The 14985-nt window shown below is 58.0% G+C and carries 23 protein-coding genes; all 23 read right to left on the reverse strand.

Annotated features, from left to right (window positions below; all coding sequences use genetic code 11):
- Window position 1: 1 nt before the first annotated feature.
- Window positions 2-307 (reverse strand): NADH-quinone oxidoreductase subunit NuoK, encoded by a 306-nt coding sequence (nuoK, locus tag GOW16_RS00545; protein ID WP_005984024.1) that lies wholly within the window; start codon window positions 305-307, stop codon window positions 2-4.
- Window positions 304-819 carry a hypothetical protein gene (locus GOW16_RS00550; protein ID WP_170409240.1) on the reverse strand — a complete coding sequence of 172 codons (516 nt, stop codon included), beginning with the start codon at window positions 817-819 and terminating at the stop codon, window positions 304-306. Before GOW16_RS00550 ends, nuoK begins: the two co-directional genes overlap by 4 nt.
- The gene (locus GOW16_RS00555) at window positions 819-1421 is read right to left on the reverse strand and encodes an NADH-quinone oxidoreductase subunit J (RefSeq protein WP_170331435.1); all 603 of its coding nucleotides are present in this window, start codon (window positions 1419-1421) and stop codon (window positions 819-821) included. Before GOW16_RS00555 ends, GOW16_RS00550 begins: the two co-directional genes overlap by 1 nt.
- Window positions 1418-1828: a carboxymuconolactone decarboxylase family protein gene (locus GOW16_RS00560; protein ID WP_170409242.1), complete on the reverse strand. Its 411-nt coding sequence runs from the start codon at window positions 1826-1828 to the stop codon at window positions 1418-1420. The genes GOW16_RS00555 and GOW16_RS00560 overlap by 4 nt, the downstream gene beginning before the upstream one ends.
- Window positions 1825-2319 (reverse strand): NADH-quinone oxidoreductase subunit NuoI, encoded by a 495-nt coding sequence (nuoI, locus tag GOW16_RS00565; RefSeq protein WP_170409244.1) that lies wholly within the window; start codon window positions 2317-2319, stop codon window positions 1825-1827. The genes GOW16_RS00560 and nuoI overlap by 4 nt, the downstream gene beginning before the upstream one ends.
- A 1-nt stretch (window position 2320) precedes the next feature.
- On the reverse strand, window positions 2321-3358 hold the full coding sequence (nuoH, locus tag GOW16_RS00570; RefSeq protein ID WP_170409246.1) for an NADH-quinone oxidoreductase subunit NuoH: 1038 nt from the start codon (window positions 3356-3358) through the stop codon (window positions 2321-2323).
- Window positions 3351-3569 (reverse strand): hypothetical protein, encoded by a 219-nt coding sequence (locus tag GOW16_RS00575; protein WP_170409248.1) that lies wholly within the window; start codon window positions 3567-3569, stop codon window positions 3351-3353. The genes nuoH and GOW16_RS00575 overlap by 8 nt, the downstream gene beginning before the upstream one ends.
- Window positions 3566-5587, reverse strand: a complete 2022-nt coding sequence (nuoG, locus tag GOW16_RS00580; RefSeq protein ID WP_170409250.1) for an NADH-quinone oxidoreductase subunit NuoG — start codon at window positions 5585-5587, stop codon at window positions 3566-3568. Before nuoG ends, GOW16_RS00575 begins: the two co-directional genes overlap by 4 nt.
- A gap of 3 nt (window positions 5588-5590) precedes the next feature.
- The gene (locus tag GOW16_RS00585) at window positions 5591-5995 is read right to left on the reverse strand and encodes a DUF5333 domain-containing protein (protein WP_254429651.1); all 405 of its coding nucleotides are present in this window, start codon (window positions 5993-5995) and stop codon (window positions 5591-5593) included.
- Window positions 5996-6093: 98 nt separating this feature from the next.
- On the reverse strand, window positions 6094-6483 hold the full coding sequence (locus tag GOW16_RS00590) for a hypothetical protein (RefSeq protein ID WP_254429652.1): 390 nt from the start codon (window positions 6481-6483) through the stop codon (window positions 6094-6096).
- A complete protein-coding gene (locus GOW16_RS00595; RefSeq protein WP_170409254.1) occupies window positions 6483-6899 on the reverse strand; it encodes an MAPEG family protein in 417 nt (138 codons plus the stop codon). Before GOW16_RS00595 ends, GOW16_RS00590 begins: the two co-directional genes overlap by 1 nt.
- A gap of 58 nt (window positions 6900-6957) precedes the next feature.
- Entirely contained in the window at window positions 6958-8256 is a 1299-nt protein-coding gene (gene nuoF, locus GOW16_RS00600) for an NADH-quinone oxidoreductase subunit NuoF (protein ID WP_170409256.1), read from the reverse strand.
- 12 nt (window positions 8257-8268) lie between these two features.
- Complete coding sequence (locus tag GOW16_RS00605) at window positions 8269-8490, reverse strand: DUF5337 domain-containing protein (protein ID WP_170410474.1); 222 nt, start codon at window positions 8488-8490, stop codon at window positions 8269-8271.
- Between the two features lie 34 nt (window positions 8491-8524).
- Window positions 8525-9631 (reverse strand): NADH-quinone oxidoreductase subunit NuoE, encoded by a 1107-nt coding sequence (gene nuoE / locus GOW16_RS00610; protein ID WP_170409258.1) that lies wholly within the window; start codon window positions 9629-9631, stop codon window positions 8525-8527.
- Window positions 9631-10107, reverse strand: coding sequence for a hypothetical protein (locus tag GOW16_RS00615; protein WP_170409260.1), 477 nt, complete (start codon window positions 10105-10107; stop codon window positions 9631-9633). Before GOW16_RS00615 ends, nuoE begins: the two co-directional genes overlap by 1 nt.
- Window positions 10104-11327 (reverse strand): NADH-quinone oxidoreductase subunit D, encoded by a 1224-nt coding sequence (locus GOW16_RS00620; RefSeq protein WP_170409262.1) that lies wholly within the window; start codon window positions 11325-11327, stop codon window positions 10104-10106. The genes GOW16_RS00615 and GOW16_RS00620 overlap by 4 nt, the downstream gene beginning before the upstream one ends.
- The gene (locus GOW16_RS22945; protein WP_302478034.1) at window positions 11327-11455 is read right to left on the reverse strand and encodes a hypothetical protein; all 129 of its coding nucleotides are present in this window, start codon (window positions 11453-11455) and stop codon (window positions 11327-11329) included. The genes GOW16_RS00620 and GOW16_RS22945 overlap by 1 nt, the downstream gene beginning before the upstream one ends.
- Window positions 11456-11462: 7 nt before the next feature.
- Window positions 11463-11636 carry a hypothetical protein gene (locus GOW16_RS00625; protein ID WP_058274391.1) on the reverse strand — a complete coding sequence of 58 codons (174 nt, stop codon included), beginning with the start codon at window positions 11634-11636 and terminating at the stop codon, window positions 11463-11465.
- Window positions 11636-12241, reverse strand: coding sequence for an NADH-quinone oxidoreductase subunit C (locus GOW16_RS00630; RefSeq protein ID WP_170409263.1), 606 nt, complete (start codon window positions 12239-12241; stop codon window positions 11636-11638). Before GOW16_RS00630 ends, GOW16_RS00625 begins: the two co-directional genes overlap by 1 nt.
- An 11-nt stretch (window positions 12242-12252) precedes the next feature.
- Window positions 12253-12786: a NuoB/complex I 20 kDa subunit family protein gene (locus GOW16_RS00635; protein WP_170409265.1), complete on the reverse strand. Its 534-nt coding sequence runs from the start codon at window positions 12784-12786 to the stop codon at window positions 12253-12255.
- On the reverse strand, window positions 12777-13142 hold the full coding sequence (locus GOW16_RS00640) for an NADH-quinone oxidoreductase subunit A (RefSeq protein ID WP_120635912.1): 366 nt from the start codon (window positions 13140-13142) through the stop codon (window positions 12777-12779). Before GOW16_RS00640 ends, GOW16_RS00635 begins: the two co-directional genes overlap by 10 nt.
- A gap of 194 nt (window positions 13143-13336) precedes the next feature.
- Window positions 13337-14119: a crotonase/enoyl-CoA hydratase family protein gene (locus tag GOW16_RS00645; RefSeq protein ID WP_170409266.1), complete on the reverse strand. Its 783-nt coding sequence runs from the start codon at window positions 14117-14119 to the stop codon at window positions 13337-13339.
- 9 nt (window positions 14120-14128) lie between these two features.
- Entirely contained in the window at window positions 14129-14983 is an 855-nt protein-coding gene (locus GOW16_RS00650; RefSeq protein ID WP_170409268.1) for a hydroxymethylglutaryl-CoA lyase, read from the reverse strand.
- Window positions 14984-14985 lie beyond the last annotated feature (2 nt).

Genomic DNA, 14985 nt, shown 5'->3' on the forward strand with positions numbered 1-14985 from the left:
CTTACCCCTTCATCATATTGACGTCTTCAACCGCGATGGTGCCACGGTTGCGGAAGAAGCAGACCAGAATGGCCAGACCAATCGCCGCCTCGGCCGCCGCAACGGTCAGAACGAACAGTGTAAACACCTGCCCGACCAGATCGCCGAGGAAACTGGAAAACGCCACGAGGTTGATATTCACCGCCAGCAGCATCAGTTCGATGCTCATCAGCAGGATGATGACGTTCTTGCGGTTCAGGAAGAGACCGAAGATGCCGATGACGAACAGCGTCGCCGCGACCGTAAGATAGTGTTCAAGTCCGATCATAGCTTCGCTCCTGGCGAGTCGGGGTAGTAGAGTTTGCAGCCGCACAGTTGGTCGAAACGGTCTTTACGTTTCTCGGTTTTGAAACGTTCGTTAACGTCAAAATAAACGGCAAGGTCGCGGCGAGAGGCACGTTCAGCTAAGTCGGCCAGTCGCCCTTCTGCGGTCGGCACCAGCCCAGTTGGCAAGGGCCAAATCTCATCAACATCAATCGACGGGCCACATGATGTCAAACCCACAACTGGTCCGCTAATATTGATCCCGGTTCTATTATTGCAGTCGATTACATTCACACTTCTGTCGATCTTCTGGCCGACGAAGCCGTTCCCCAAGTCCAAGGACGCACCGCCTTGGATCCAATCTTGATCACCACCGTTTTTGAAACTGCAATCTGTTTCTTGAACGACGCGCTCATTTTGCCACGGCTTCAAAAATACAATCGAACATGCTGACGCTTCTGCACCAACGGCGCTGATCAGAACAGCGACAGAAAAGGACTTGAGACATAAGCTCATCACAATCCCTGCCCCGGTTTCACGTCCTTCAACTCCATCGCCTTGGCCGGGTCGCGCATCATCTGGCCGACGATGTCCTGACGCTTGATGTCCTTACGGTGGCGCAGTGTCAGCACGATGGCTCCGATCATAGCCACCAGCAGGATCAGGCCCGCCAGTTGGAACAGAAGGAAGTACTGATCGTAAAGGATGACGCCCAACGCCTCGGTATTGTGGCGGTCTGCCGGAACCGGCTGCGCCAGATTGGCCGCCGCGCCCTGCGCGCTGTCCCATGCGCCAAAGGCCATGACGAACTGCATCAGAATGACCAGACCGATCAGCAGGGCCAGTGGCATATAGCGCGCCATCTCGGCCTTGAGCTCGGCAAAGTCCACATCCAGCATCATCACCACAAAGAGGAACAACACCGCGACCGCGCCGACGTAGACGATGATCAGCAGCATCGCCACGAACTCGGCCCCGAGCAGCACGAACAGCCCCGCCGAGGACAAGAAGGACAGGATCAGCCACAGCACCGAATGCACCGGCTGGCGGCTGATCACCGTGAACAGCCCACCGGTAATGGCGCTGATGGCAAACAGATAGAAGGCAAAGACGGTCATTGATCCTCATCCTCGTTATCGCCCATGACCTCTTGCGCCAGATCCAGCGCACGGGTCATGGCCGGGATGCCGGCAAAGACCGACATCTGACCGATCGTTTCCACGATCTCTTGTTTCTTTGCGCCCGCTTCCAGCGCGTGGCGCACAGTCTGACGCACTGCCGCATCTGCATGCGCGCCCTGACAGGTCAGCCCAGCCAGTGTAAGCAGCAGGCGGGTCTTGGCATCCAGCCCGTCGGTGTTGACGGTGTTGCCGAACATCATCTCCATGACCTCTTTGGGCATGGTCGGCCACAGCGCTTCGAACCCCTTGGGCGAGAAATTCTCCATCGCCGGGTTCATCGCCTTGGCCATGTCCTGCGCCTGCTTCATCATCAGGTCGAACGGATTTTGCGGCGTGTCAGTCATCGGTACGGCGCGTCCATTTCCAGATTGCGGGCAATCTCGGCTTCCCAGCGTTCGCCGTTATCGAGCAGTTTTTCTTTGTCGTAGAACAGCTCTTCCCGGGTTTCCGTAGCGAATTCAAAGTTCGGACCTTCGACGATGGCGTCAACCGGGCAGGCCTCTTGGCAGAAGCCGCAATAGATGCATTTCGTCATGTCGATGTCATAGCGCGTGGTGCGGCGGCTGCCGTCTTCGCGCGGTTCAGCGTCGATGGTGATGGCCTGTGCCGGGCAGATTGCCTCGCAGAGTTTACAGGCGATGCAGCGTTCTTCGCCGTTCGGGTAACGGCGCAGGGCGTGTTCGCCTCGGAAACGTGGGGACAGAGGGCCCTTTTCGTGCGGATAGTTCACGGTGGCCTTGGGGGAGAAGAAATACTTTAGCCCCAGCTTCATGCCGACCCAGAAATCCTGCAGCAAGAAGTATTTGGCGGCGCGGGTGTAGTCGATTTGGGTCATATCAGCCTCCTACGCTCCAACGCGCGAATGCGCCCCAGAACCAGTCGAATTTCGCCGCAAAAGCCACGAACACCACCCATGCTAGCGAGAACGGCAGGAACACTTTCCAACCCAGCCGCATCAGTTGGTCATAGCGGTAGCGCGGAGTGATCGCCTTCACCATCGCGAAGAGAAAGAAGAAGAACGCCATTTTGGCCACCATCCACAGCACGCCATCGGGCAAGCCTGGGATCGGGGACAGCCAACCGCCGAAGAACAGCAACGTGGTCAGGGCACACATCAGGAAGATCGCGATGTATTCGCCCGCCATAAATAGCAGGAAGGGCGTGGCCGAGTATTCGACCTGATAGCCTGCGACCAGTTCGGATTCCGCTTCCGGAAGGTCAAATGGTGGGCGGTTGGTTTCAGCCAGCGCCGAGATGAAGAACAGGAAGACCATTGGGAAATGCGGCAGCCAGTACCAGCTGAAGAAGCCAAAGCGGCCATCCTGAGCCTCAACTATATGGCCGAAATTCATCGACCCAGTTGAGATGATCACGCCAATGATGATCAGGCCGATCGACACTTCGTAAGAGATCATCTGCGCGGCGGAGCGCAGCGAGCCGAGGAACGGGTACTTTGAGTTCGACGCCCAACCACCCATGATCACGCCATAAACCTCCAGCGAGGACACGGCAAAGACGTAAAGAATGGCGACGTTGATATCCGACAGCACCCAGCCATCGTTGAACGGGATCACGGCCCAGGCGATCATCGCCAATACAAAGGACGTCAGCGGTGCAAGGATGAATACCGTGCGGTCGGCCCCGGCCGGTATGACCACTTCTTTCACCACGTATTTCAGCGCATCCGCGACCGATTGCAGAAGGCCATAGACGCCCACCACGTTGGGGCCGCGGCGCATCTGGACCGCCGCCCAGATTTTGCGGTCGCCGTAGACAAGGAACAACAGCGAAATCATCACAAAAGCAACGACGGCAATCACTTGCGCCAGAATAGTGATGGCTATTCCGCCTGGGGTGTTAAAGAAATCAGCCATTGGTCCTCACACCGTGGGTATTCCGTTTTCCGCGCGTAATGTTCAGGCCAAGCGCCTGCGCATATTGCGGTTTGGTCGGCGCATAGGTGTAAATAGCATCTACAGCCTTCGCGCTACCTTTTTCATTGCGTTTCCTCCGCAATTCCGTGATCCCCGCACCGCAGGTGGCGGTGTTGGTATCTGAAAGCGATATGAAACGTGTCTGGTTCACTCCGCAGCGATCTTCCCGGCGTTCCGTGCCTGCGCCTGAGCAGAAAGCTCGGCCATCAGCTGCGACGCCCGCGCGATCGGGTTGGTTAGATAGAAATCCTTCACCGCGTTGCGGAACGTGGCCTGCCCCAGAGGACCAGCTGCCAGCGGCTGGACCTCATTCTCGATCACGTGGTCGATCTGCGCCAGATGCGGCACGGCTTCGATCAACGCAGTGCGCAGTTGTGCCAGTGAGTCGAAGGGCAGCGTAGCATCCAGTTCCGCGGAAAATGCCCGCAGGATAGCCCAGTTTTCTTTGGCCTCGCCCGGGGCGAACCCGGCACGCATAGCAAGTTGAGGGCGACCTTCGGTGTTCACAAACAGGCCGTTTTCTTCCGTATAGGCGGCACCCGGCAGGATCACATCGGCGCGATGCGCGCCGCGGTCACCGTGGCTGCCCTGATAGATCACAAAGGCGCCATCACCGATTTCGACTTCATCCCCACCCAGATTGTAAACAACGTCCGCAGCACTAACGGCCTCCATACCACCTTCGTTGGTTGCATCCACATCCATGGCACCCACACGAGATGCGGCTGTGTGAAGGATCAACAACCCGCTGCCGGTGTTTTCTGCAATCGTTTGCGCGGCGGCCAGCACTGCCGCGCCGTCCGCCTCAACCAGCGCGCCCTGTCCGATGATAACCAACGAAGCCTTGCCCCTGATCTCATCATCACCACCCATGTCGACAACCTTCTGCAATGCTGCCCGGTCATCGCCCATGTGGTGATATTCATATGTCAGATCGACCGCTGGCCCGACAAGAGCGACCTCGGCCCCGTGCGCCCAAGCCTTGCGAATTCGAGCGTTCAGCACAGGCGCTTCGTCACGCGGATTGGTTCCGATCAACAGAATACGCTCGGCTGAATCGATGTCTTCAATCGAAGCGGTCCCGGCATAGGCCCCACGGTTGCCCGCAGGCAGTTTGGCCCCGTCTGTCCGGCATTCCACAACACCGCCCTGACCTTCAATCATCTGTTTCAACGCAAAGGCGGCCTCGACCGGAGCCAGATCACCGACGATGCCCGCAGGTTTCACGGCCCCTTTCAGCGCCTCAGCGGCTTTGGTCAGCGCCTCGGACCAGCTCGCGGCCCGCAGCTTGCCATTTTCGCGTACATAGGGCTTATCCAAACGCTGACGGCGCAGCCCGTCCCAGACAAAGCGGGTTTTGTCGCTGATCCATTCCTCGTTCACGCCATCATGGTTGCGCGGCAGAAAACGCATGACTTCGCGCCCCTTGGTATCAACGCGGATGTTCGAGCCCAGTGCATCCATCACGTCGATACTTTCGGTCTTGGTCAATTCCCAAGGACGAGCGGTAAAAGCGTAAGGTTTCGAGGTCAGCGCCCCGACCGGGCACAGGTCGATGATGTTGCCCTGCAGGTTCGAATCCAATGTCTGGTTCAAATACGACGTAATCTCAGCATCTTCCCCGCGCCCCGTCTGGCCCATCTGCGTGATCCCGGCGACCTCGGTCGTGAAGCGCACGCAGCGAGTACAACTGATGCAGCGGGTCATGGCTGTTCCAACCAGCGGCCCCAGATCCAGATCATCCACCGCGCGCTTGGCTTCTTTGAAACGCGAACCCGACACACCGTAAGCCATCGCCTGATCCTGCAGGTCGCACTCTCCACCCTGATCACAGATCGGACAATCCAGCGGGTGATTGATCAGCAGGAACTCCATCACCCCCTCGCGGGCCTTCTTGACCATGGGCGAGTTCGTTTTGACCTCGGGCGCCTGACCTTCCGGTCCAGGACGCAGATCGCGCACCTGCATCGCACATGACGCCGCAGGCTTCGGCGGGCCACCTACAACTTCGACCAGACACATCCGGCAGTTCCCGGCAATCGACAGGCGCTCATGATAGCAAAAGCGCGGCACTTCGACCCCAGCCTGTTCACAGGCCTGGATCAGCGTCATCGCACCATCGACTTCGATTTCCTGCCCGTCGATATTGATCTTGCGGAGGTCAGACATGGTCTAGTTCGCCCTCAAATACACGCCGATGGCGCTGTTTCTTTTGATCTCTGCCTGCCCAAGAGAGCAGAAGGAACCGGGATTGCCATAAGACACACCATTCGCGGCCAGATACGCCTCGCCTTTGGCGCGCATCCGGTCTTTTTCTGCGTCCGACTCCACGTAAGCGCGGATTTCGCTGTCCGAATATCCCAGTTTATTCGCTTTGGACTTGAGCCCCCACATCACTCCAATCGCCTTCAGTCTGCGCCCGCTGATCGATGGGCAGAATTCCGAAATCTCGTTTGCGATAGCGATGTAATAGAGTTCGTCGTCAATCTCTTTGACTTCGCGCAAGGGCGGTTTGGCCTCGGCCGCAACCGGAATAGCCAGAACAGACAACACAAAAAGCAGTTTCGCACCAGACATGACAAATCCTTTCGTCTTGGACAGGCCAAAACGATCCCGAGCCGGAGTGCTATTCAATAACACGCCCTGCGACATGGGCTGATATGCGAAAAACCGCGTCATGGTCGCTGGCAGGTTCCTGCAAAGGTCAATTTGTCGTCGGCGATGCGCAAGTTCTGCGGCTCGGTTTCAGGCCCGACTTTCCAAATGATTTTGGAACTCCCAAAGGAGTCGATACAGAACTTGGTCCCTTCATACCGCCCTGCTTCGCGTGCGCCGTCCAAGGACGCGGATACGCCGTTCACCACAACCGTAAAGTCCGCGGGTGCGTTCCGCTTATCTACCGCTTTGGCCTTGGCCCGGAAGGACTTGCCATCAAAGAGAACTCGATCACTGGACGACGTACCACAGGCCGAAACAAGCAGTGCCGCCCCCAAAACGCCAGCCAATGCCGCGCGTCCCATCCTGAATTCAGATCCAGTCACTGGATAAGTACCTTTCTCATTCATTAGAAGGCCGCCGCCAACGCCATGACGCCCATAACAACCATGCAGGCCCACCCAACGACGTAAAACACGGATCGAACACCGCTATGCGGCTGTCCGAGACCACGCATGTGAATAATCAGCATGACGATGCGCGCAATCAGAGCCACCGATGCCAATAGGTTTACCCAGAACGGGCTTGCCCCAAGCAGCATGGCCGCGACTGTGACCGCGACATAGGCCGGAAGTGTTTCGGTTCCGTTCAGATACGCCCGATTCAGCCGATAGGCCTTGTCGGAATAATCCTGTTCAGGCGTTGCCCCGGGTGCCAGACCTTTTCCTTGCTTGGCCAAGGCAGAAAACGGCGAAAGTGCCAGTATGATCAGCGTGAAAACAACCAGGGACGCGATTGCATGTGAATACTCAGCAAAAGTTTCCATTTGTCTTACTCCTTGATCTCAACGATGCTTGGGTTTGATCTGATTTCGCGCAACCTGATCACTCCGCCGCCATCGCGCCCATGCGACCCGATTTCTGGGCCTTGATACGGTCTTCGATCTCTTCGCGGAAATTGCGGATCAGGCCCTGGATCGGCCAAGCCGCCGCATCGCCCAAAGCGCAGATCGTGTGGCCTTCGACCTGTTTGGTCACGTCGAACAGCATGTCAATCTCGTCCAGCTCGGCCTCACCGCGCACCAGACGATCCATCACGCGCATCATCCAGCCGGTGCCTTCACGGCAGGGCGTACATTGACCGCAGCTTTCATGTTTGTAGAACTTCGACAGACGCCAGATCGCTTTGATAATATCGGTGGATTTGTCCATTACGATCACCGCTGCCGTCCCCAGGCCCGAACCCAGATCATTGCGCAGGTGGTCGAAATCCATGATCGCATCGCGCATGTCTTCTCCGCGGACACATGGAACGGATGAACCGCCGGGGATCACGGCCAGCAGGTTGTCCCAGCCGCCACGAATACCTCCACAGTGGGTCTCGATCAGCTGCTCAAACGGGATCGACATCGCCTCTTCGACAACACACGGGTTGTTTACATGGCCCGAGATCGCAAACAGCTTGGTGCCTGCGTTGTTCTGACGACCAAAACCCGCGAACCAGTCTGCACCACGACGCAGGATCGTCGGTACAACCGCAATCGATTCAACGTTGTTGACAGTGGTTGGGCAGCCATAAAGCCCTGCCCCCGCCGGAAACGGAGGCTTCATTCGAGGCATACCCTTCTTGCCTTCAAGGCTTTCGATCAGGGCGGTTTCTTCGCCGCAAATGTACGCGCCCGCCCCGTGATGCAGGAACAGATCGAAATCCCAGCCTGAACCAGCGGCGTTTTTGCCCAAGAGGCCTGCGTCGTAAGCCTCATCAATTGCGGCCTGTAGCGCTTCACGCTCGCGGATATACTCGCCACGCAGGTAGATGTAGCAGGTATGGGCATTCATCGCGAAGGACGCAATCAGGCAGCCTTCGATCAGCGTGTGCGGATCATGGCGCATGATCTCGCGGTCCTTGCAGGTACCAGGTTCCGATTCATCCGCGTTCACAACCAGATAGGCCGGACGCCCATCACTTTCCTTGGGCATGAACGACCATTTCAGACCGGTCGGAAAGCCCGCTCCGCCGCGCCCGCGCAGGCCTGAGTCCTTCATCGTCTGGATGATCCAATCCCGGCCCTTCTCGATCAGGCCAGCTGTGCCGTCCCAATGCCCGCGGGACTGCGCGCCTTTCAACGTGCGCTCATGCATCCCGTAGATGTTGGTAAAGATCCTGTCCTGATCCTTCAGCATCGTGTCTTACCTTCAGCTGTCCTGACGCATGCGCCAGAGTTGAAAAATGTTCACGCCCGCATAGATGAACGCCGCTAAAGCAGCGAAATCAAACAGCAGCGCATAGCGCCCCGGCAATCCAACCGCAGGGCCGATAAACAGGGTCATGGCAAGCCAGACCAGCATGGTCACAGCAATGACCAATCCGATATGTCGACCCTTGCGGGCTATGGCCTGTTCTTTGTCCTTGTCCATCTCACCTTGATACCCCGTATGGGCACCATCCATCTTAGTCTTCGTACGTGCCTTCTTCTTTGGCGCGTTTTGCAAACTCGGTTTCTTCGCCCTTGGCCAGTTGCGCCGCTTGGGCGATCCAGCCATCCCGCTCGATCCGGCCCTTGAATTTCAGCCGCGCGTCTACCCACGCCACTTGTTCCGTCGTCCACGCAGCAATCTGGTCGAAGTGGAAGAACCCAAGCTCATTCAGCGTCTGCTCAAGCTTGGGACCAACCCCTTTGAGCATCTTGAGGTCATCCGCTTTCCCATCCCGCGCGGCGGTCAGGGTTTCGGGTTGATCCTCTGGAACGTCGGCCTTTTTAGCCTCTTCTGCCTGCTTCGCCGCAGGCTTGGCCGGTGCCTGAGCTTTGGGCGGCTTGGGCGCGGCCTTGGTCCCAGCAGCCTTGCCGTCTTTGCCCAGCCATGGCGTCAGGATCGGAACCTCTGTCCCATCGATGCGCTTGACCGTATCGCCCAGATCTGCGGCCAGTTCGACGCTGGCATTGTACTGCGGTTTCCCGGCTTCGTACTCGCTCATGCTGGTCAGGCCGCTCAGCGGTTCGGCAGCATATCTGCCATTCTGCGGACCGGGTGTCGGCACTTTGCCGTTGGCCAGATCGTCGATGATCTTACCGAAGCTTTCAGCTGTCAGGTCTTCGTAATAGTCCTTACCGATCTGTGCCATCGGAGCATTGGTGCACGACCCCAAGCACTCCACCTCTTCCCAACTCAGTTTGCCGTCAACAGATAGTTCATGCGGTTTGGTAGCAATCTTGTCTTTACAGACCGCAATCAGATCCTCAGCCCCGCAGATCATGCAGGATGTCGTACCGCAGACCTGAATATGCGCCACCGACCCAACCGGTTGCAGTTGGAACATGAAGTAGAACGAGGCGACCTCTAGCACGCGGATATAGGCCATGCCCAGCATGTCGGCGACGGATTCAATTGCCGGGCGGCTCAGCCAGCCTTCTTGTTCCTGCGCGCGCCACAACAGCGGGATAACCGCGCTGGCCTGACGGCCTTCGGGATATTTGGTGATCTGCGCTTTGGCCCACTGCTGGTTGGCAGCGGTGAAGGCAAAGCTTTCAGGTTGTTCGGGGTGCAGACGGCGCAGCATTAGCAGGCATCTCCGATCACGATTATATAAGGGTCTTCCTGATGGACGCGGCCTTGGTCGACAAGGCGGGCTATCAGACCCGGCGTTTCGGCCCGAGTAAAACCAGCGGGGCGCAGTTTGATCTCGGCCTCGTCTTCGACCATGCGGCACCCGTTCAGGCGCACAAAGTCATAGAGCGCATCGGCGCGCCCTGCCGTATCCTCAGGTGCAAGCCCATGCGCACCGCAGATAGCCGGAGCGATCTCGAATGTTGCACCGTCCAGGCCAGCCACCCCCTGCTCGGCCCATGAGTTTATCACAGCGCTGACATCTTCGGGTCGTAAGCCATGGGCAGAAAAGGCTTCTTCTGCTTGCGAGATATTCAGACGACAACCGTTTTCGCGCATGACCTCAAGCACTTTTGCCGTCGGATGCGTCGATGCTGCCTGCAGCGGTGTAGCGGCTGCGAGGACCAGGATCAGGACAAGGCGTCTCACCGGTCAATCTCCCCAAACACGACGTCCATCGTCCCAATGATCGCGGCGACGTCGGCCAGTTGATGACCCCCGGCGACGTGATCCATCGCTTGCAGGTGCAGGAAGCCTGGCGCGCGTAGTTTGGCGCGGTAGGGTTTGTTGGAGCCATCAGCAACCAGATAGACGCCGAACTCGCCCTTCGGGGCTTCGACAGCGGCATAAACCTCGCCGGCGGGCACGTGGAAGCCTTCGGTGTACAGCTTGAAGTGATGGATCAGGCTTTCCATCGAGGTTTTCATTTCCGTCCGCTTGGGCGGGGTGATCTTGCCACGGGCCAGAACATCACCGGGGCATTCGCGAATTTTGGCGATGGCCTGACGAATGATCAGCAGCGACTGGCGCATCTCTTCCATCCGGACGAGATAGCGGTCATAGCAGTCGCCATTCTTGCCGACGGGGATCTGGAACTCGAACTCGTCATAGCATTCATAGGGCTGCGCGCGGCGCAGGTCCCATGCCAGACCCGACCCGCGCACCATAACGCCCGAGAAGCCGTATTTCTGGATGTCATCCTCGGTCACGACGCCAATATCAGCGTTACGTTGTTTGAAGATGCGGTTTTCGGTCAATAGGCCGTCGATGTCGTCCAGAACGGCGGGGAATTCGTGGCTCCATGCCTCGATATCGTCCAGCAGTTCCGGCGGCAGATCCTGATGCACACCACCGGGGCGGAAATAGGCGGCGTGCAGGCGGGCGCCGCAGGCACGCTCATAGAACACCATCAGCTTTTCACGCTCTTCGAAGCCCCAGAGAGGTGGTGTCAAAGCGCCCACATCCATTGCCTGCGTGGTTACGTTCAGCAGGTGGTTCAGGATGCGCCCGATCTCGGAATACAGCACCCGGATCAGAGATCCACGGCGCGGCACTTCCACACCGGTCAGTTTTTCGATGGCCAGACACCAGGCATGTTCCTGGTTCATTGGCGCCACGTAATCCAGACGGTCGAAATACGGCAGGTTTTGTAGATACGTCCGGCTTTCCATCAGCTTTTCGGTGCCACGGTGCAGCAGTCCGATATGCGGGTCGCAGCGCTCGACGATCTCACCATCCAGCTCAAGTACAAGACGCAAAACTCCGTGTGCCGCAGGGTGTTGCGGGCCGAAATTAATGTTGAAGTTACGGATCTTCTGTTCTCCGCTCAGCGCGTCGGTGCTGCCGTCATCGTATCTTGAGCCGTCCATCAACGCCCCCGTTTGTTCTTTTTAGTATCGGCCCGAACCCGGACCTTTTCCGCCTCGGCAGCCTTGGCTGCAGCGCCTGCCAGCAGGACCCCCAGCGCGCCCAAAGCGATCAGTTCCCCCAGCAGCATCAGCATCTCAACGGCGCTCCAACTCTTGCAGTTTCAGGCCGACCCACCACAGCAACGCGATCGTGCCGAATGGAACCAAGCAGAGAAGGCACCAGAATTTGTTTATCCCGAAAAACGGCAAAATCTTCACCATCGGAATGATGGTCAGCGCGGAAAGGATCAGCCACCAGATGCCACCCATCACTCAGCCTCCTGCTTCTCATCCCCGGGCAGGATGTAGTTCGCACCTTCCCACGGGGACATGAAATCAAACTGACGGTATTCCTGAACAAGGCTGACGGGTTCGTAGACCACGCGCTTTTGCGCCTCGTCATATCGTACTTCGGTATAGCCGGTAGTCGGGAAGTCCTTGCGCAGCGGATAGCCCCGGAACCCGTAGTCAGTCAGGATGCGCCGCAAATCCGGGTGGCCCGAGAACAGGATGCCGAACATGTCGAACACCTCGCGCTCGAACCAGTTGGCCGAAGGGTGCACGTCGGTGATTGACGGCACCATGTCTTCCTCACGGATCGAGACCCGCAAGCGGATACGCTGGTTTTGATACATCGACAGGAAGTGATAGACCACATCGAACCGCTTGGCCCGTTCGGGGTAGTCGACGCCGGTGATGTCCACCAAAGTGGAGAATTGGCAACTCCGGTCGGACTTTAGGAATTCGATAAATTCCACAAGGTTCGACGGCGCCACATCGACATTCAGCTCACCGTGCGTCACATCCCAGGACAGAACACAGTCAGTTCGCTTCAATTCAAGCTGGGTGCCGAGTTCTTTGAGTGCTTTGCTCATCAACTCTCTCCTCAGCGTACGATGGTGCCGGTGCGGCGGATTTTGCGCTGCAGCTGCATCAACCCGTACAGCAGCGCCTCGGCCGTCGGCGGACAACCGGGAACGTAAATGTCCACCGGAACGATGCGGTCACAGCCGCGCACTACCGAATAGGAGTAATGGTAGTACCCACCGCCATTCGCGCAGGAGCCCATCGAGATCACATAGCGCGGCTCGGGCATCTGGTCGTAGACCTTGCGCAGCGCGGGGGCCATCTTGTTAGTCAGTGTCCCGGCCACAATCATCACGTCCGATTGACGTGGAGAAGCGCGAGGCGCGATGCCAAACCGTTCCGCGTCGTAACGCGGCATCGAGGTGTGCATCATTTCAACCGCGCAGCAGGCCAGACCGAATGTCATCCAGTGCAAGCTGCCGGTACGGGCCCAATTGATGATGTCCTCAGTCGAGGTCAACAGAAACCCTTTGTCCTGCAACTCGGCATTCAGGGCCTGGGTGGCGACTTCTTTGTCGACGCCAGCGGTGTTTGCACCCGTCGTCACTCCCATTCCAGGGCCCCCTTCTTCCATTCATAGGCAAAGCCGATGGTCAGAACACCCAAGAATACCATCATGGACCAGAAGCCCACGTCGCTGATGTCCTTGAAGCCTACGGCCCACGGAAACAGAAACGCGATTTCCAGATCGAAGATGATGAACAAAATCGCGACCAGGTAGAACCGGACGTCGAATTTCATCCGCGCATCGTCGAACGCGTTGAATCCGCATTCATATGCGCTGACTTTCTCGGGGTCGGGATTGCGGACCGCCAGAACGACTGCCGCCAGAATCAGAACGATTCCAAGGCCCACAGCTACGGCCAGAAACACCAGAATCGGGAGATACTCCCGCAATAGGTCTTCCACGTACAGCTCCTTTCCTGCGCATACCCAGAAAGGGAGCGCCGTCAATTGGCGTGTTGACTGGACATTCTCTATCCCTGCGGGGTCAGAGGGTCAACCGAACACAAACGCACAGGGGGTTAATATTCGACTTATCGAAGCTCTGTCAGTGAAGGTCACCCACGCAATCGCAACCGCATCACAAGTTGCATCTAAACCTAACTAATCCATGCAGGTTTTCTTTTTTCAAAGAATGCACCGATTCCTTCCTTGGCTTCTTCGGTTTCCCACCGGTCGACCAGCTCGCGGATCGTATGGTCGATCACGGCATCGTCAATCCGCGGCCCCAATTGGCGCACCAGTTGCTTGGCAGAAGTGACCGCACCGGGCGCGCAGGCAAGGTAGGGCTGGATTTCGGCCTCAACCGCATCATCAAGATCGGCTGCAGGTACGATTCTGGCGAGCAGACCCAGCTCCACCGCTTCCGCAGCGTCGAAAACCCGAGCCGACATGAACACCCTGCGCGCGCGCGCCTCCCCCATGCGGGCGATGACATAGGGGCCAATCGTGGCAGGTATCAAACCCAACTTGGTTTCCGTCAGTCCCATTTTAACCGTGTCTGCGCCAATCGCCACATCACAGACCGACGCCAATCCTACACCGCCCCCAAAGGCATTGCCGCGGATCGCGCCAATCAGCGGTTTGGGCAATGTGTTCAACGCCTGCAACATTTCGGCCAGCTTGCGCGCTTCGACAAACCGGGTCTCGGGTTCTGCAGCCATCTGAGCCTGCATCCAACCCAGATCCCCACCGGCACAAAAGCTTTTGCCTGCACCGGTCAATACAACAACACGCACTGCCCGGTCTGTTGCCAGCCGGTGCGCGGCTTGCGTAAGATCGGTGATCATTTGCGCAGACATGGCGTTGTGCTTTTCCGCACGATCCAAGGTCAGGGTCGCGACGCCACGCGCATCCGTGGTAACGGAAATCGTTTCAAACATGTCTGCTCCTTACTCTGAACGCATGGCGCGTGCCATCTGAGCGGCCTCTTCGACGACCGCCAGGTCGAGGCCGGTCTGATATCCAAGCCGTTCCAGGTGGGCCACCACGGCTTCAGTCGCGACATTTCCAGCTGCGCCCGGTGCGTAGGGGCACCCACCCAATCCGCCAACGGCGCTATCAAAGACCCGAACGCCCAGCGCCAGCGCAGCGTCGATATTGTCGATGGCCCGCCCGTTGGTGTCATGGAAATGCCCCGCCAGCCGTGTTGTTGGAACGCGCTCGCGCACGGCCAGCAGCATATGGGCGATGGTGTCGGGCGTCCCCTGCCCGATCGTGTCCCCCAAGGACACCTCGTAACATCCCAGCGAGAACAACCGATCCGCGACTTCGGCCACCTTCTCGGGCGGCGTTGGTCCGTCAAAAGGGCAATCTGTCACGCAAGACACGTACCCGCGCACCGGCAGGTCTATGTGGCGCGCAGCTTCCAAAATCGGGGCAAAGCGGTCGATGGACTCTTCGATAGTCGCGTTGATATTGGCCTTCGAGAACCCTTCCGAGGCCGAGGCGAACACCGCGATCTCATCCGCTTTTGCGGCCATAGCATCTTCGTACCCCCGCATGTTTGGCGTCAGAGCACCATATCGGACACTGTCGGCGCGCTTGATCCCGCCCAACACATCCGCGCTGCCTGCCATTTGCGGCACCCATTTAGAAGATACAAAACTGGCCACTTCGATGCGATTGAAACCGGCCCGACTGAGGCAATCGACCAATGCCACCTTTTCTGCCACGGGGATTTCACGTTTTTCGTTCTGCAGACCGTCGCGCGGACCTACTTCGAAGATTTCGACCCGTTCATCCATGG

Source organism: Ruegeria atlantica (assembly GCF_013033965.1).
Taxonomy (GTDB): domain Bacteria; phylum Pseudomonadota; class Alphaproteobacteria; order Rhodobacterales; family Rhodobacteraceae; genus Ruegeria; species Ruegeria atlantica_D.

Coding starts and splice junctions, on each gene's coding strand:
- GOW16_RS00650 (WP_170409268.1), bottom strand. CDS start 14,983: ATGGATGAACGGGTCGAAATCTTCGAAGTAGGTCCGCGCGACGGTCTG.
- GOW16_RS00620 (WP_170409262.1), bottom strand. CDS start 11,327: ATGGACGGCTCAAGATACGATGACGGCAGCACCGACGCGCTGAGCGGA.
- nuoE (WP_170409258.1), bottom strand. CDS start 9,631: ATGCTGCGCCGTCTGCACCCCGAACAACCTGAAAGCTTTGCCTTCACC.
- nuoG (WP_170409250.1), bottom strand. CDS start 5,587: ATGTCTGACCTCCGCAAGATCAATATCGACGGGCAGGAAATCGAAGTC.
- GOW16_RS00605 (WP_170410474.1), bottom strand. CDS start 8,490: ATGGACAAGGACAAAGAACAGGCCATAGCCCGCAAGGGTCGACATATC.
- GOW16_RS22945 (WP_302478034.1), bottom strand. CDS start 11,455: ATGCTGCTGGGGGAACTGATCGCTTTGGGCGCGCTGGGGGTCCTGCTG.
- GOW16_RS00555 (WP_170331435.1), bottom strand. CDS start 1,421: ATGACCGTCTTTGCCTTCTATCTGTTTGCCATCAGCGCCATTACCGGT.
- GOW16_RS00635 (WP_170409265.1), bottom strand. CDS start 12,786: ATGGGAGTGACGACGGGTGCAAACACCGCTGGCGTCGACAAAGAAGTC.
- GOW16_RS00590 (WP_254429652.1), bottom strand. CDS start 6,483: ATGAATGAGAAAGGTACTTATCCAGTGACTGGATCTGAATTCAGGATG.
- GOW16_RS00585 (WP_254429651.1), bottom strand. CDS start 5,995: ATGTCTGGTGCGAAACTGCTTTTTGTGTTGTCTGTTCTGGCTATTCCG.
- nuoK (WP_005984024.1), bottom strand. CDS start 307: ATGATCGGACTTGAACACTATCTTACGGTCGCGGCGACGCTGTTCGTC.
- GOW16_RS00550 (WP_170409240.1), bottom strand. CDS start 819: ATGAGCTTATGTCTCAAGTCCTTTTCTGTCGCTGTTCTGATCAGCGCC.
- GOW16_RS00560 (WP_170409242.1), bottom strand. CDS start 1,828: ATGACTGACACGCCGCAAAATCCGTTCGACCTGATGATGAAGCAGGCG.
- GOW16_RS00630 (WP_170409263.1), bottom strand. CDS start 12,241: ATGAGCAAAGCACTCAAAGAACTCGGCACCCAGCTTGAATTGAAGCGA.
- nuoH (WP_170409246.1), bottom strand. CDS start 3,358: ATGGCTGATTTCTTTAACACCCCAGGCGGAATAGCCATCACTATTCTG.
- nuoF (WP_170409256.1), bottom strand. CDS start 8,256: ATGCTGAAGGATCAGGACAGGATCTTTACCAACATCTACGGGATGCAT.
- nuoI (WP_170409244.1), bottom strand. CDS start 2,319: ATGACCCAAATCGACTACACCCGCGCCGCCAAATACTTCTTGCTGCAG.
- GOW16_RS00595 (WP_170409254.1), bottom strand. CDS start 6,899: ATGGAAACTTTTGCTGAGTATTCACATGCAATCGCGTCCCTGGTTGTT.
- GOW16_RS00625 (WP_058274391.1), bottom strand. CDS start 11,636: ATGGGTGGCATCTGGTGGCTGATCCTTTCCGCGCTGACCATCATTCCG.
- GOW16_RS00645 (WP_170409266.1), bottom strand. CDS start 14,119: ATGTTTGAAACGATTTCCGTTACCACGGATGCGCGTGGCGTCGCGACC.